Raw genomic sequence first — 14,800 nt, 5'->3', positions numbered from 1 at the left:
AGCAACACTTTTAAGTAGGCGCTACATGACGGCGAGCATGAAAAAAGGTTTCTGTAGACCCACTCGCCTTTCGTTTGTTATTGTATATGAACAATAACGAAGCTTGGGGTTGTGATGCATGTGAATGGTCCGAAAATAGCTATGTTATCGGTGCTCAGTAATGCCTTCGTCGTCTTGTTGAAGCTCGTCGTAGGCATGTTTACCGGCTCGATTGCCGTCATCTCGGAAGCGATCCACTCCTCGCTGGATTTGGCGGCTTCCTTGATCGCTTTTTTCTCGGTGCGGCTGTCGGGCCGTTCCGCGGATAAGAATCATCCATACGGGCATGGCAAGGTGGAGAACATATCGGGAACCGTGGAGACGCTGCTTATTTTTATTGCGGGCGCCTGGATTATGTATGAATGTGTTCACAAGCTGTTCGAGCCTGCGCCGATTGAACTGCCTTATTTGGGCGTCATCGTCATGTTTGTCGGGGCGGGCATCAATTTCATCGTATCTCGCCGAGTAAGCAAAGCGGCATCAGAGCTGAATTCGGTCGCCATGAAATCCAATGCGCTGCATTTGCTTACCGATGTGTATACATCCTTAGGCGTCGGTTGCAGCCTGTTATTGGCCACCTTGACCGGATGGACGATATTGGATCCGATCATCGGCATAATCCTGGCTCTGTACATCATGAGAGAGGCGTATAAGCTGATGAAGGAATCCTTTCCTCCCCTGCTGGACGCTCGCTTGACCGATCAAGAGGAAAGAGAAATTGTGCAAGTGATTGAATCTTTTCAAGAACAATATATTGAGTTCCATGACTTGCGCACCCGTCGATCCGGTCCCGTCGAATACGTCGATTTCCATCTCGTGGTCCCCTCCAAGCTGGATATCGCTACAGCTCACCAGCTATGCGATGACATCGAGCAGGCGATTACGGCGGCGTTCCGCCGTGCGCAAGTATTCATACATATCGAACCGGAGCATGAACGATTGGCAGCTCGAATGAATAGGGGCTAACACTCTCAGAAAAAAGGTCTGCGCTGTTCATTGGAATCGATGGCTGCGGAGGAGGGTTGCGGAAGATATCAATGTGGTGAAGCATCGCCCGCATGAGATAGCGAGCGTATGCGATGTTCTGAAGAGGGTACGGGAGGCGGGCTTGCCGCGCCTCCTTGTTATTTAACCTTCGATAAGCATGTTAACCGGAACGTCCCGTTCCTCTTCCGGATTGCTAAGGGGGTAAATTCTTGCGATGCCACTCTCTTCATTCACATGTTGAATGTATACGGGCTCCCCTAGGTAAGTAACGTCTGTCATAACCGGCGATGCTGAGATTTCGATAGCTCTTTGCGTATTCATTCCTATCAACCTCCATCTGGGCCTCTATCATGATACGCTCTATAATATACGTAAGATGTCATGTTGTTATACGTTGGCTCAATGCAGTAAGCTCAACATGCCTTATAGCCTCCGGGTCATGCTCAACGAATTCGGGTAAGTCAGCTCGAAGCCGTATTTCCTGTAGAAGCCAACGGATGGGACATCGGCCATAAGCAGGATGTGTGCCCCTTGCGGCGCCTGCTGCTCCAAATACTCCATCAATGCGTTCATTATCGTCTGCTGACATTCCTCGCCTTGGCTGGAGGGATGGATCAGGACGTCTACGATCTGAAAATAACAAGCCCCGTCGCCGATGATTCTCCCCATTCCAAGCAGTTGCCCATGGTCGCCTCTCATCACGATGCAATACAGCGAATTCCTTAATGCCGTATGGGCAGCCTCCTCCTCCTTCGGATCGAGACCTGCCGCGGCTCGCAATTCCACATACTCTCCAATGCCGGGCCGTTCATGCAAAATGTTCATCGAGATGTCCTCCTTTTGTCCTTTTTCAAAAAAGCTCCTTCATTATCCACCATACAACATGTATGCAAGTGCTAAAGCTCTGAAATAGGATTCGCCGGGGGCTAGAGAAAAGAAATAGTAAACCCTGTCAAGCAGCTTAAATGTTTTTTTATAAGCAGACATAAATAATCAGTACCGATTATGGGCAGTATAAACATAATTTCTCTTGCAAACTTGCTAAGACTTCTTGCGGCACTTCCCTGATCTTGATATCCCGCCCAAGAAAAAGCAGCCAATTCGTCATTTCGGTCAATTCTTCGGAATGATTCACATTGATAAAAGTCCTTAGAATGGCTGAGGTTTGGAAAGGATCCATATAGGAAATGGAAACTTTTAAAGGGTGGTACTTTTTGAACTGGGCAATCGCCTTTGGACCAAGTTCAACGACAAGATTAATGACTTCTTCTTGCTTACTTAGTTTTTCAAAAATCTTTTTCTTGCTTAATCTTTTTTTCGCAGAGTATGGTTTGACATCGGTAAGATTGTCGACAGGATAAATCCTCCTCCTCTCATCCTGTAGGTCAAAGCCTTCAATTAACCAAAGGCCTTTTTCACGATAAAGGTGCAAGAGATAAACCGGATAAGACTTTATTGCCTTCTCTTCTTGGATGGCAATCCATAAATAGCGATCCGAAAGAAGGATTTGGATGAGTTTTTCCAACATGGGATGAGGCAGGTCCGACAGATCAAGCAGGTCTGGATTATAGGGGTTAGTCCCTTCAAAAAGCAAGATTTGATTTAACAGAACAAGGTCATCTTGCTGGTTTTCCGAGAGGAGACCCAGCAATTTCTCAGCTAAAGACTGACGGCTCTTTAGATAAGGGAGCTGTAGATTTCTTGTGGCCATAAAGGCAATAAAAAGAGCTTTAATCTCATTATCGGTAAAGCGAACAGTGGGCAGGACGGAGTTGTTCATGACAAAATAACCCCCATCCCTTCCGACTTCGGCGACAAGCGGCATCCCCATGGCTTCAATTTCTCTGATATCTCTAATCGCTGTCGAACGAGAGATATTAAATTCCCGCATGATTTCGGAAATCGTAAAATGAGCCCGGTTGTTGATATACCGCATAATGATATTAATCCGTTCAACTTTTTTCATTGAGACTCCTAAACAGTATCATTTTTTGACATGATTCAAGACTATTATAAACCTATCAAGTGAAAAGAAAAATCAGTTGATAAATTTAAAACAAAGGAAGGTTATGAACATGGCAGAATATACTCTGGAAGAAAAAGATAGCTTTACCGTTTTAGGTATTGGAACTGAGCTTAAGAGCAAGTACACAGACTTTGCTGGATTGAACAAGGAAAAGGCAGACTTTTGGTCGGCCATCAAACAAGATGGAAGGCTGGACACTTTAAAGGCCATCGCCGCAAATGACTACATTTTTGCCGTGAACGAAGCGGTGAATAACAAATTGATGTATTATGCCGGCGTCATGACAGAGCAATCGGTACCGGAAGCATCCAGGGTTATCCAATTCCCTAAGGGGGAATACCTCGTTGTTAAAGGGGAAGGACAGACGGCTGAGGAATTGAGTAATCTTCTTACTGGCATTGCCTTCGGTCAAGTCTTGCCGGAAGCAAAGAACTTTGCCTATGTTGGCGGGCCAAATGCATCGGTCGAGATGGGGCAGCGTAACGGCTTCGTATATGGTGAAATGTGGATTCCTGTCGTTAGGAAATAATGAAATAAAAGGAGCGATGGAAATGTCCTATATCGTTGATTTTAAAAACGTGTCTACGGTCGGTTTAGAGTCTTCGCCAGTAGCAGAATCTCTTGCCGGTTTACGAGCGAATGAGGCCCGTTATTTTATGAACAAATATAAGCATGAATTTACGGTTGTACCCGCGAGCGAAAGCCAGGAGACCCTTGATTACGTGAACCGGGTTTTGAAAGAAGAACGTGATATTGAGTTTGCGGCCAAGCCTTTAGAAACGTCAAGTTTTCAAGTGGAAAATATCAAATGGGCCTTCGTCTTTTATGAGGACGGTCTTGAGGTCAACGTCATGTATACGGTTGATGACCCTAAGAAGCGGGCCGTTGGTTTTAAGCTTTCCGAAGGGATGGAGGTACCGAAGGAGTTAGAAGGGGTTTTTAAGTTTGCCCGGCAGAAATCTAAACTGGCTGGAACCATTCGGGGCTCGTATTTTGTAATCAAAGGAGACTATTAAAGCCGGCATTAAGATCGCAAAACAGCACCTCTCCATCAATGAACAGTGACCCGAGAGAAGGGACATTTTGAAAAAAGTGCCTTCCCTTGGGTCACGTAATAGCTTATATGTACTTTTCTAAGAATTGCCCTTCGCCTCTTCGTCTGGTATAGTGGAATCCCGAACGACGCCACAAGGAGGTCGAGATAGATGCGCTACTACAAGCCAAACGAGATCGCGAAGGAGCTTCGCATCAGCACGAGCGCTTTGCGCCACTATGAAGCATGGGGAGTCGTCCCTGCCCCCGCGCGCGCCGCCAACGGGTATCGCCTGTATACGATAGAGCATCTGGCGTATTTCCGCTGCCTGCGCGCCATGTTCCCCGGCTTCGGCGTCGCGGTCACCTGCAAGGTGCTGCGCCATATTCAAGCGGCGAATGTCGACGCCGCCTTCTGGATCGTGAACAAGGAGCAGGCGAACCTTCAGCAGGATAAAGTCGCCGCTGACCACACGCTGGAGCTGCTGCACCATCTTGAGCTTCCTCCGATCGCGAACAAGAAGCTGAAGGAGTACATGACGATTGGCGAGACCGCCGAATTCACCGGCGTGACCACATCTGCCATACGCCATTGGGAGAAGGAAGGATTGCTGACGCCGGTGCGCGATCCGGAAAATGGCTACCGCCTGTTCACGCCGACGCATATCCGGAAAATTTTGCTGATTCGTACGCTGCGAAGCACTGTCTACTTTTTGAAGAGCATGAAGGATATTGTGCAGGCCTTGGACAACCACAGCATTGAACAGGTCAAAAAAGTGACGGAGAATGCCCTCCTCATCATCCACGAGCGCAATCGCCAGCAGTTCCAGGGGGTTCACCGGCTGGTCGAGCTGTGCAACGTGCTAGGGCTGATGTGACCATATTACTGCCTCCCGGCCATCATCTTCTGCCGGATTGCTTCCCTCGCCTCTTCCCGGTCATCAAAATGCAGCGCGCAATCGTTGATCAATTGATAGGTTTCATGACCTTTGCCCGCAATGAGCACGATATCGCCAGGGCCGGCCATCTCAATCGCACGGACAATCGCTTGCCTGCGATCCTCGATGAGGACATACGCTGCCTCGCAGGCTCCATGTTCATGCAGTCCCCTCTCGATATCTTTCAGGATGCGAACGGGATCCTCGCTGCGAGGATTATCGGAAGTGATGATGACAACATCACTGTACTTTGCGGCCAGTTGGCCCATAAGCGGCCGTTTGGTCCGATCCCTGTCCCCGCCGCAGCCGAATACGGTGATGATCTTCCCTTCCGCGAATTCACGCAGAGCGGCCAGCGCCTTATCTAAGCCGTCCGGCGTGTGGGCGTAATCGGCCAGCACAAGAAACTCCTGTCCTTCGTCAATGACCTCCATGCGGCCGGGTACGCTCGTCAAGTCGGCCAATCCTTGCCGGATCACGTCAAGAGGGATGCGCTCCGCAAGCGCCGTGCTGATCGCAGCAAGCGCGTTATATACGTTGAACATGCCGACCAACTTCAACTCCATTGCCATCGTTCCTGCGAAGGAATGCACCATGAAGGTTGTTCCTCGCGAAGTCAATTGAATCTCCGCAGCTCTCACATCTGCCGCCTTATGAATTCCGTAAGTAATCACCTGTGCTGACGTCAGGTCCCGGAAATAGGCGGAAGCATCGTCATCTGCGTTCAAAATGGCAAATTTCCGCCGAGCGCGATCCGGCGAGAACGAATTCCCAAGACCCGAGAAGAGCAATCCCTTGGCCGCCATATAGTTCTCCATGGTGCCATGATAATCCAGATGGTCCTGGGTTACGTTCGTAAGCACCGCAATTCGATAATCGCAACCGAGGACTCGCCCCATGTGCAGCCCTTGGGAGGTTACTTCCATCACGCAATAATCCGTGGACAGGTCCTTCATCTTCCTGAGATTCGCTTGGAGGCGATGGGGGGGCTGCGTATTGATATCCGTGTGCAGCAATTCTCTGCCTATCTTGGTGCCGATATTCCCCATCAACCCGGTACGATAACCGGCATGCGCCAAAATCTTGTCAATCATATGGCTTGTCGTCGTCTTCCCGTTCGTCCCTGTCACGCCAATGAGATGGAGCTCCCGACTCGGATACCCGTATAAATGCGCCGCAAGGATTGCCAAAGCGTAGCGGGCGCTTGGCACTTGGATGACCGGCACATTGGCCGTAACATCCCGTTCCACAATGAGAGCAGCAGCCCCCGCCGCTATCGCCTCATTGATAAATAGATGGCGGTCTTTCTGCAGTCCGGGCGTGCCCGGAATGCAGACAAAAAGCTCCCCCGACTCCACTTGTTGAGAGTGAATACTGATACCGGTAATCTCGACGTCCAGTTCCCCCCGAACTTGAGCCATTGTTAACAGATCAACAAGCTCCCTTAGTTTCAAGCCCCTCTCCCCCTTAGCCGCGGCAATATTGACATCCATCTATACCTATTCCCGAAATGTTGTGTTTTTCCTTTTCGTCAAGTTGGAATATACTTTCCAATAAGGAGGTGAATGCTTTGATCCAAGGTCTGTTTGAGACACATATCCATGTGACCAATCTGGAACGATCGGCCGAATTTTACGAGAACACGCTTGGACTGGAATTTGCCTATCAGGACAAGCGGCGAGTAAGATTCTATTGGATTGGACACAGAGGTAAAGCAATGCTCGGCATATGGGAAAAAGAACCTGCCCAAGTTATTCGACAGCACTTTGCCTTTCACACCACGATCGAACATATGAAGCATGCAGTTCCGTTTTTAAAAGAGCGCGGACTTCCTGTGCGGAACTTCTTGAATGATGGTACGGAACGCCCCTTTGTCTTCGCATGGATGCCCGCCGTGTCGATATACTTTGCCGATCCAGACGGGCATTCCCTGGAATTCATAACCATGCTGCCCGATGAGCCGCAGCCGGAATTGGGCGTCGTGCCCTGGGATGAATGGGAAACGGCGCATGGCCGGCAGGCAGACTGGTAACGAGTTGCATGCAAAAAATGCAAAAGGACGGCATCGCTGTCGATGCCGTCCATATTTCTCGTTAAACTGATCTTAACATTTTCCCTATCATCAACTTATCGATTTACCCGTTCCAACAGCTTATCTAATTTTTTCTGAATCTCCGGCATCACTTCTTCCACGGTTTTGGTGTTGTTCTGGGCGGCGGCGAACTCGTTAATGAACAATTCATTAATCTGCGAGTAGTTCGCGACCAGGTGGTTGAAGGATTCCACGCCATATTTGTTGGCTCCGTCATATACGTTTTTAATAACGGCCGGATCTACGCCTTCGAAGCTGTTATAGTATTTTTCCTTCGCCTGCTCATTGATCGGAGGCGTGCCGCCGCTCAATTCGATCGATTTTTCCTGCACGTCCTTGGAGATCATAAATTTAATGAATTCATACGCTTCCTTCGGATGCTTGGAGTCTTTCAGCACAAATAGCGGGTCAACATACAGTACGCTTCGTTCCTTCTCATTGCCGCCGAACGGAACGGCAGCGACGCCGACCTTGAAGTTGAATTGGTCCTGGCTCGCCAAATTCCAGGAACCGCCCACGGACATGCCGATCTTGCCGGACAGGAACGGATCCCCGAATTGACCTGCCACGGACTTGGACCAGGCCGGAGACGGAGAGACCTGCTTATCCCAGATAAGTCCGATCCATTTTTTATACGCGGCAATCGCTTCCGGCGAATCGAAGTGCGTCTCGCTTGGCTTGCCGCCGTTCGTCCACGTATCATCGGAATAGACTTTGGCCCCGAAGTAGGCCGGTCTCATATCCAGCTCGCCCCAGTTGAAGTCTACGCCATACTGCGCTTTCTCAATATCATCGTCGCGAATCGTCAGCTTCTCGGCCAGATCGACCATTTTGTCGAACGTCCAGCTCGAATCCTCATAGTCCGAAGGAGGATACGGCACGCCTGCTTTATCGAACAGGTCTTTATTATAGAGTAGTATCGTTACATAGTTGCTGAATGGAATGCCGTATGTTTTGCCCTGCACCTTGTAAATGTCCATCAGCTCTTCTTTGATGCCGTAATCGCCCGGGTTGAAGTTGTCTTCCTTCATGATGTCGGTTAAATCCATGAGCAAATCTTTATTATAATACTCGGCGAAGCCGCCGTAGCCGAAATGAGACGTCACATCGGGCGCGTTTTTGGCCGCAATATTCGCCTGCAATTTGGAATCGAATTGCTCATAAGGCGCTTTTTCTACTTTGACTTTAATATTCGGATGCTTGCTTTCGAAGTCCGGAATCAGCTTCTCGACATACGTCCGGTCCGGAGAGTCAATGGTGTAATACGTAATCGTCACCGGTCCCGAGCCGTTATCCCCTTCTCCTCCGCCGCAAGCGGACAAGAGCATCGCGACAGCGAGGGTGAGACTCAGCAGCATGAACCACTTTTTGTTGCCTTGCTTCATTTCCATACATCCCCCTTAAACGTATTTATGTATATCAAGTAATTGAGGGCGGAGCGCGGAATCAATTACTTAATACCTGTAAGAACAATCCCCTCTGTGAAGCGCTTCTGCGCGACGGCGAAGATCGCGACGACCGGCAAGGTGGTCATAATCGATGCGCACATTAACAAGTTGTAAGGGGCAATCCGGAACTTGGAGGACATCATCGCCGCCAGACCGACCGGCAATGTGAATTTATCTTGCGAGCTCAAGTACAAGACCGGTCCCAGCAGATCGTTCCATGTCCAAATGAACGTAAAGATCGCTACGGTAGCCAAGGCCGGACCGGACAGCGGGAGCGCGATTTTCCAGAACATCCGAAATTCGCCGCAGCCGTCGATTTTACCGGAGTCATATAATTCATTCGGCAGCGACATGAAAAACTGTCTCAGCAAAAAGATCTGATAAGCAGAACCGAAAAACGTCGGCACGATGAGCGGCAAAAAGGTATTCATCCACCCCAGCTTGGAAAAGAGCAAAAATTGCGGAATCATAACGGCCGGATAAGGCAGCATCATCGTCGAGATCATCAGCATGAACATCAGCTTTTTGCCTCTCGCCCGGAATCTGGAAAATCCGTAGGCCACCAGGGAGGAAGAGAGAACCGTGCCGAACACCGAGAATCCGGCAATGATGAGGCTGTTCTTGTATAAAATTCCGAACTTGATTTCGTTGTCGGTGAACAGCGTCTTGAAATTATCCCAAGCCAACGTATGCGGTATAATGGTCGGCGGAAATTGCAGCATTTCCTTCGATGTTTTCAATGCCGTCGATACCATGAACACGAGCGGGAACAGCATCGTCACCGTAATGGCAATCAATAAAATGAAGGCGAAAATCTCGCCCAGGGTCATTCTTTTCTTGCGAACCCCGATAAGCTTCGGATTCGCATCCATCGCAATGTCGCTCATTATTCCCGCCCTCCTTCATAGTAGACAAATCGATTCGATGATTTCATAATGATGACCGTAATGATGAGAATCGCAAGCAGCAGCAGCCAGGCCATCGCCGATGCATATCCGAGCCGGAAGTCTTTGAACGCGCTTACATACACGTTGTAGACATAGAAGCGGGTGGAATAATTCGGGCCGCCTTGGGTCATGACATAGGCCTGGGTGAAGACTTGGAATGATTCAATGACGGACATAATCAGCTGGAATAAAAATACTGGTGAAATCATCGGGAACGTAACATTCCAGAACGTTTTCCAGCGGCCCGCGCCATCCAGCTTCGCCGCTTCGAGCAGGCTGCTCGGTACGCCCTGCAAGCCGGCCAGGAAAATGATCATCCCCGCGCCTACGCCCCAGAAGGTCATGATGATTAACGCCCAGATGGCAAAGTTCTCATCGAGGAACCATGCCGGTCCCTTCACCCCGAACCAGGACAGAATATAGTTGAATACCCCTACCTCCGGATTGAAAATCCAGAACCAGAGCAGCGACATCGACACGCCGGATACCATGCTCGGGAAGTACATCGCGGTGCGGAAAAAACCGCGCGCAGGGATTTTCATATTGATGAGCATCGCGAAGATCAACGATAAAAACAGCCCTAACGGAACGCTAATCAAGGTGTACTTCAGCGTGACGACAATCGATTTATAGAACAATTCATCCTCGAACAGCTCTTTGTAATTGTCGAGACCGATAAAATGCGGGCTGCTGATAATGTCATAATCCGTGAAGCTGTAATACAGTGACGCCAGAATCGGGTATAACGCAAAGACGATAAATCCGATCAGCCACGGCGAAATAAATAAGTAGAAATACATATTGTCGCGCTTGGACTCAGATAGCTTCATCCTCACAACCCCTCCCCCTTTTTATGTAGTCATAGGTGCCTCACAAGCCTCATTAAATTAAAACGCTTTAACTTTGATGAAAAACAGCCCTCTTCTCCGCAGTTCATTCTCCTCACCCAAGCATGGGTCTTATCCATCGATAACATCTCAATGAACACGCTTACGAAGCTCTCTATCAAAAGTTAAAGGGCTTTAACTTTATAGGCCGTGAATGAATATGAGTTAATAATAACCAGTTCCGTTCGATTTGACAATACCTTTTTTTATACGGTCTGTCCGCATCTGGAACCGGGTGCGGACAGGCCGGGCCACTTCGAGATGGCGCCCCCTGCCCCGTCATTGAATTCAGAGCTGTAATCGGAGCTGTGGGCGGATCGGAGCTGTTGTTGGCCGGAATGCCCAACCCCGTGCCTTCCGCGAAGGCCTGTACCGCATTGCTCCATCGGGCCGACGTCACGGGGCTCTCTACCGAGGTGACCAGGATGTGCCGCACATGATCCTCCGTCAAGAACTTGATCTGTTCATCCGTCAGATCCCACGGGTTCGCGCCGCTCTCTTCATAGGCTTTGCCGCCATAGGTGCTGGTGAACCAGCCAAAAATTATTTTCAAAAATTCATATTTCTGGAAGGAATTATAATGTTTTGCAGAATAATGTATACGTGTACAAATAATTTGTGCATAAATTCGTAATTACAAGGAGGTAATGTGGTTGTTGAAAAAGAAGTTTATCACCGGTTTGGTCGCGTTTTTTTCACTGTTATTAGTTTTTTCTACTTCAGTTTCCGCTAATGCAAAAATTCACTCTGCATCTCCAAAATCAACTGTTGCATGCGAAGACATCAGAGGCGAGGTTAGTTATCAAAAAGATGAAAGTGGTAAAATTGTAAAGAAAATAACTAAAGTTAGTGATGTCGAAGAATACGCAAAGAAATTTGGAATCACTCTCCCCTCACCAGATGCGGAAATTCTTCATATTAGCCCTGTCACCGAGATTGCTGATCAATCCACACCAACAAATCAACCTCTTTGGATAGGGGATCTTTATATAAAAAACCTTGAAGGTCCCAGAGAAGCATGCGATTCAGAACTACTTAAACATTCCTACTATGATTATCCAGGTGGAACAATGAGTGTGTCTCAAAGCGTACAAGCCTCGTATGGGGGAGCCGTTTCCGTATCTGCCGAGATTATAAACGCATCAGTTAGTTTCAATGTAACTCATTCTTATGCAGTTTCAGATTCACAAAACGTAGAGGTACCATTTGGAAAAAGGGCAAGTGTTAAAGCGTTTCCGGTAGTTTATGTCTGGCAGTATGATATATACAAAAAAGGCATATTCTCTGACTCTTATGAAGGTTACGGGTGGGCTCAGAAACCAACAGGTGTTTGTTTTTCCGTTGTAATTTATTAAAGATGTCCCGTGAATGAACTTCCCCCCGTCAAGTAGACAGTACAAAAAATAATCATTAATTAAGCGGCTTTGGTCCTGAATTCCATCGGACTGAAGCCGTTTAGTTTTGTTTGTAAACGTTCGTAATTGTAATAGTAGATGAGCCCTGAATATCCCTTTCGAGCTCCTCAAAGGTATAGTAGGTGTGTAAATAATATTTCTCACAAAATTTGAGTTCCCCAGAAAGATTCCATTGGACCGTTATCGATGCATCGTCCAACACGGGACATACGCAGAGCGTTGTTGTCCAAGAGCTTCTTGAAGTCCAGGGAGGCATATTGGAACCCCCGGTCGCGGCTTGCTTCCTGGCGCTTCTTGCAAGGCCCCTTTTAACGTCTAAAATACAAGAGGATTCTTATTGGAACGCCCGAATACATAGGAGACGATGGATTTATCATGAAGGTCAAGAATAGCGCTTAAATACGCTTGTTAGCCATTGCTGTACTGGAATTCCGTCACATCCGTAACTATTTTTTCATTTGGCGCATCTGCGGTGATTTGCGGATCAGCACGTTCTCAGCCGCCTCTCTGGTGTAGATTTCGCATATTTCTTTTTCTTCCTCTGGATGACGGATTGAATTCCTTGTATCTTCATCAGCCGGTACACGCGCTTTTGGTTAATCGTTTTCCCGTTTGGCGGCGCATCTGCAATGTTTATTGACGGTATCGAAGGTTCGCTCGACTTTCACATAAATGGCATCATGACATACGTCTGCTCTGCATATTGAGATAACTCTCACTCTATGTATTCCTCATCGCTTGAAGCTTAAGCTCAGCACTATAACTTCGATTATGGTTTCGTTTTTCTAACCCCTCATAACCATACACCCTGTAACGAGGACGCCATTTCACCAAAGTCGTTTTGCTGCTACCGTATTTCTTGGCTGCAACCTTAACACCAATTTCGCAAGGACGCATCATATTTTTTATTAGCCATAAAAAACTCCCCTTACACAGGTTTTATAAGGGAAGCATATTAGAAACTACAGGGACAGCCTATCATTATTTTTTCAAGAGACGAATTAATCCTATACTTAACAGTACACCACCAAATATACGATAGGTTCCTGTATACGCATTAAAATGAGCCAGCAAATTTTCAGTATCTACACTCCCTCCCATACTCTTTACAAACTTACTTGCTTGATCATCGCCCATTCTTGTGCTATTTAATAAAAAATAAGCACCTACTAACACGCATATTATAGAAAGTATTTTTAAGATAATATCTTTATTTTTATCCAACTTTCTCCCCCCTTAAATAATTTTCCTCAAACAGATGTCGGCCGTTTTTCAAACAAAGTTAATTTTACCATTTTTAATGTTTATTCACAAATCAATTGTTTCATTCTCACTATTAAGGAATATAACGAGATTATCAATATGTTTGCCACTTAAAATTACCCTAAATTTCGAAAGCCCATAGGATTGAGTCAAGTGACCGGGTCAATAGCAAATTGAGATGTTATAAATGTGGGAAGTACCCATATTTGATAGAGACAGGGAGTTGTTGTGAATGGTCTTTCCCCCTCCCCACTGAAGAGGCACCCCCATTTTCCATGTGAAATTTTGGGGAATACTCATTCCAATTGAGCCAGTCTGTTTCCAAGCATTACGGTTGACGAAATCATTCATCAACTTTACCACGACAGAATGGCTATGCCGAATGAGAGTCGCTGCGCAATGAAAGAACTCCAGCCGGAACCGGGCAATCGTGCAGCCTACATGTATCGGTTCGCAGCAGTCGCGCTTGAAGCACTCGAACAAATGGAAAGCAGTTTGATCGGCTATTCAAAAAATTGAGATGATGCCACGTACGGTCGTGGTTAGCGATATCCCGAACTGGTTGATTGGGCTCACCACACTTTGCACATGGAAATAACGCCCGCTCTCTAAATTTGACGTATACGTCCAATTGCTTGGCTTCCAGGCTGAACTCTACCTGACGAATGTACCACGGTTCCGGAATTGGCGTGGCACGGCCGAACTGCGCTTTAGATTTTCGCTCCCATTTCCCTATCGGAATGTTCGGTGAAGGAAGAGACTATCATTCCAACGAGGATTGAATCAATTTCATAATTTGTTGTTTGGTCTGACTCAGATAGTTTCTTTTTCTCGAGGAAATTAAGATTCCTATAGGCATTTGGGGATCAAATCCCTTCACCTGAAAGGTTATGTTACTTGGCCGTAAACTCGTTCCCTTGGGGATAATGCCTATCGCGTCCCCGAAAACCATTCGTGGAATGAGATGAAGCGCACTGCAATTGTAGACTCTTTTAAACACCAAATTGTGTTCTGACAAGAAAGCATTCACAGATCGAGAGTAATAACAACGATTTTCTCCAATGACAATAGGGTATTCAATGATATCAGATATTTCAACTGACTCTTTGTGTAATATGGGATGATGAGGATCATCAACAAAAAATTCGATTTGCGCCATTCCAAGTGGAGTGAAATGGACATGAGAATTATTTCTGTTATTTCCGCAGACAGCAAAATCAATTTGATTCTGCTCTAGCAGTTGGGAGAGAAGCGCTGTGTTGCCTACGACAAAATCACAATGAATATACGGCTTTTCATTGTGTAAATATTGCAGGATCGTTGGGATTAATTTTTCTGCCGCCGATTCCAATAACCCTATTTTTAAGGTTCCTGTCTCCTCCTTGCTTATACGCTGCGCTTGAGATATCGAATAATCCCAATGCGTTAATAAGTTATCTACTTCCTCTGCAAATAATGCACCTTCATCGGTTAAGCGAGCGTCCCACCCTCGTTCAAATAGCAGAAATCCAAGTTCCTTTTCCAGCTTCTTGATATGTGTTGTTACGGTTGACTGAGCATAGTTTAATTTTTTTGCCGCAAGGGAAAAGGTCCCTTCTTCGACAATCGTTTTAAATGTGGTTAACTCCTTGATTTCCATGTGTAACACCTTATCTCTATCGGATTTTTCGATAATGATATAACTAATTTTCAATTATACAAATCAAAAGAGTGGAAGTAAAATAAA

At 47.0% G+C, this 14,800-nt stretch carries 17 protein-coding genes and 3 pseudogenes; 6 read left to right on the top strand and 14 right to left on the bottom strand.

Annotation, left to right across the window (positions count from 1 at the left end; translation table 11 throughout):
• The first annotated feature begins 141 nt into the window (after positions 1-141).
• Positions 142-1,005, top strand: a complete 864-nt coding sequence (locus NNL35_RS17185) for a cation diffusion facilitator family transporter (RefSeq protein ID WP_476703980.1) — start codon at positions 142-144, stop codon at positions 1,003-1,005.
• A gap of 162 nt (positions 1,006-1,167) precedes the next feature.
• Here NNL35_RS17185 and NNL35_RS17180 read toward each other — a convergent pair whose 3' ends face one another.
• The 3 genes from NNL35_RS17180 to NNL35_RS17170 form a co-directional block, all read right to left on the bottom strand.
• Entirely contained in the window at positions 1,168-1,347 is a 180-nt protein-coding gene (locus tag NNL35_RS17180) for an H-type small acid-soluble spore protein (RefSeq protein ID WP_006677430.1), read from the bottom strand.
• A 102-nt stretch (positions 1,348-1,449) separates the two neighbouring features.
• Entirely contained in the window at positions 1,450-1,851 is a 402-nt protein-coding gene (locus NNL35_RS17175; protein WP_006677431.1) for a GNAT family N-acetyltransferase, read from the bottom strand.
• A gap of 178 nt (positions 1,852-2,029) precedes the next feature.
• The gene (locus tag NNL35_RS17170) at positions 2,030-2,992 is read right to left on the bottom strand and encodes a helix-turn-helix transcriptional regulator (protein WP_006677432.1); all 963 of its coding nucleotides are present in this window, start codon (positions 2,990-2,992) and stop codon (positions 2,030-2,032) included.
• A 109-nt stretch (positions 2,993-3,101) separates the two neighbouring features.
• On the opposite strand from NNL35_RS17170, the gene NNL35_RS17165 reads away from it, so the two are divergent.
• The 3 genes from NNL35_RS17165 to NNL35_RS17155 all read left to right on the top strand — a co-directional run bounded on the left by NNL35_RS17165 (position 3,102) and on the right by NNL35_RS17155 (position 4,962).
• The gene (locus NNL35_RS17165) at positions 3,102-3,581 is read left to right on the top strand and encodes a GyrI-like domain-containing protein (RefSeq protein WP_006677433.1); all 480 of its coding nucleotides are present in this window, start codon (positions 3,102-3,104) and stop codon (positions 3,579-3,581) included.
• A 22-nt stretch (positions 3,582-3,603) separates the two neighbouring features.
• A complete protein-coding gene (locus NNL35_RS17160) occupies positions 3,604-4,068 on the top strand; it encodes a hypothetical protein (RefSeq protein WP_006677434.1) in 465 nt (154 codons plus the stop codon).
• Positions 4,069-4,257: 189 nt separating this feature from the next.
• A complete protein-coding gene (locus tag NNL35_RS17155) occupies positions 4,258-4,962 on the top strand; it encodes a TioE family transcriptional regulator (RefSeq protein ID WP_006677435.1) in 705 nt (234 codons plus the stop codon).
• Positions 4,963-4,967: 5 nt separating this feature from the next.
• Here the strand turns inward: NNL35_RS17155 and NNL35_RS17150 are convergent, their stop codons facing one another.
• Positions 4,968-6,515: a UDP-N-acetylmuramoyl-L-alanyl-D-glutamate--2,6-diaminopimelate ligase gene (locus NNL35_RS17150; protein ID WP_254553619.1), complete on the bottom strand. Its 1,548-nt coding sequence runs from the start codon at positions 6,513-6,515 to the stop codon at positions 4,968-4,970.
• Positions 6,516-6,592: 77 nt separating this feature from the next.
• Between NNL35_RS17150 and NNL35_RS17145 the strand changes: the two genes are divergently transcribed.
• Positions 6,593-7,054 carry a VOC family protein gene (locus NNL35_RS17145; protein WP_006677437.1) on the top strand — a complete coding sequence of 154 codons (462 nt, stop codon included), beginning with the start codon at positions 6,593-6,595 and terminating at the stop codon, positions 7,052-7,054.
• A 95-nt stretch (positions 7,055-7,149) separates the two neighbouring features.
• Here the strand turns inward: NNL35_RS17145 and NNL35_RS17140 are convergent, their stop codons facing one another.
• The 4 genes and pseudogenes from NNL35_RS17140 to NNL35_RS17125 all read right to left on the bottom strand — a co-directional run.
• Positions 7,150-8,499 carry an ABC transporter substrate-binding protein gene (locus NNL35_RS17140; RefSeq protein WP_006677438.1) on the bottom strand — a complete coding sequence of 450 codons (1,350 nt, stop codon included), beginning with the start codon at positions 8,497-8,499 and terminating at the stop codon, positions 7,150-7,152.
• 65 nt (positions 8,500-8,564) lie between these two features.
• On the bottom strand, positions 8,565-9,449 hold the full coding sequence (locus NNL35_RS17135; protein WP_006677439.1) for a carbohydrate ABC transporter permease: 885 nt from the start codon (positions 9,447-9,449) through the stop codon (positions 8,565-8,567).
• On the bottom strand, positions 9,449-10,339 hold the full coding sequence (locus NNL35_RS17130) for a carbohydrate ABC transporter permease (protein ID WP_006677440.1): 891 nt from the start codon (positions 10,337-10,339) through the stop codon (positions 9,449-9,451). Before NNL35_RS17130 ends, NNL35_RS17135 begins: the two co-directional genes overlap by 1 nt.
• Before the next feature lie 293 nt (positions 10,340-10,632).
• A pseudogene (locus NNL35_RS17125) lies at positions 10,633-10,934 on the bottom strand (beta-glucosidase); the annotation flags it as partial.
• 115 nt (positions 10,935-11,049) lie between these two features.
• On the opposite strand from NNL35_RS17125, the gene NNL35_RS17120 reads away from it, so the two are divergent.
• Complete coding sequence (locus NNL35_RS17120; protein WP_006677442.1) at positions 11,050-11,751, top strand: hypothetical protein; 702 nt, start codon at positions 11,050-11,052, stop codon at positions 11,749-11,751.
• A 59-nt stretch (positions 11,752-11,810) separates the two neighbouring features.
• Here the strand turns inward: NNL35_RS17120 and NNL35_RS30680 are convergent, their stop codons facing one another.
• From NNL35_RS30680 to NNL35_RS17110, 6 genes and pseudogenes are all read right to left on the bottom strand, one after another.
• Positions 11,811-11,891 carry an IS3 family transposase gene (locus tag NNL35_RS30680; RefSeq protein WP_083835566.1) on the bottom strand — a complete coding sequence of 27 codons (81 nt, stop codon included), beginning with the start codon at positions 11,889-11,891 and terminating at the stop codon, positions 11,811-11,813.
• Positions 11,892-12,295: 404 nt separating this feature from the next.
• Positions 12,296-12,412, bottom strand: coding sequence for a hypothetical protein (locus NNL35_RS30675; RefSeq protein WP_420832880.1), 117 nt, complete (start codon positions 12,410-12,412; stop codon positions 12,296-12,298).
• 380 nt (positions 12,413-12,792) lie between these two features.
• Positions 12,793-13,035 carry a hypothetical protein gene (locus tag NNL35_RS17115; RefSeq protein WP_040731680.1) on the bottom strand — a complete coding sequence of 81 codons (243 nt, stop codon included), beginning with the start codon at positions 13,033-13,035 and terminating at the stop codon, positions 12,793-12,795.
• A 354-nt stretch (positions 13,036-13,389) separates the two neighbouring features.
• Positions 13,390-13,566: pseudogene (locus NNL35_RS30525) on the bottom strand (IS1380 family transposase); the annotation flags it as partial.
• Positions 13,520-13,759, bottom strand: a pseudogene (locus tag NNL35_RS30670) (ISL3 family transposase); the annotation flags it as partial. The pseudogenes NNL35_RS30525 and NNL35_RS30670, both read right to left, overlap by 47 nt.
• Before the next feature lie 78 nt (positions 13,760-13,837).
• Complete coding sequence (locus NNL35_RS17110; protein ID WP_006677443.1) at positions 13,838-14,713, bottom strand: LysR family transcriptional regulator; 876 nt, start codon at positions 14,711-14,713, stop codon at positions 13,838-13,840.
• Positions 14,714-14,800 lie beyond the last annotated feature (87 nt).

Origin of the sequence: Paenibacillus dendritiformis (genome assembly GCF_945605565.1) — a bacterium.
Lineage (GTDB): Bacteria > Bacillota > Bacilli > Paenibacillales > Paenibacillaceae > Paenibacillus_B > Paenibacillus_B dendritiformis_A.
The sequence above is the reverse complement of the archived record's forward strand: the minus strand, read 5'-3'. Positions and strand labels throughout refer to the sequence as shown.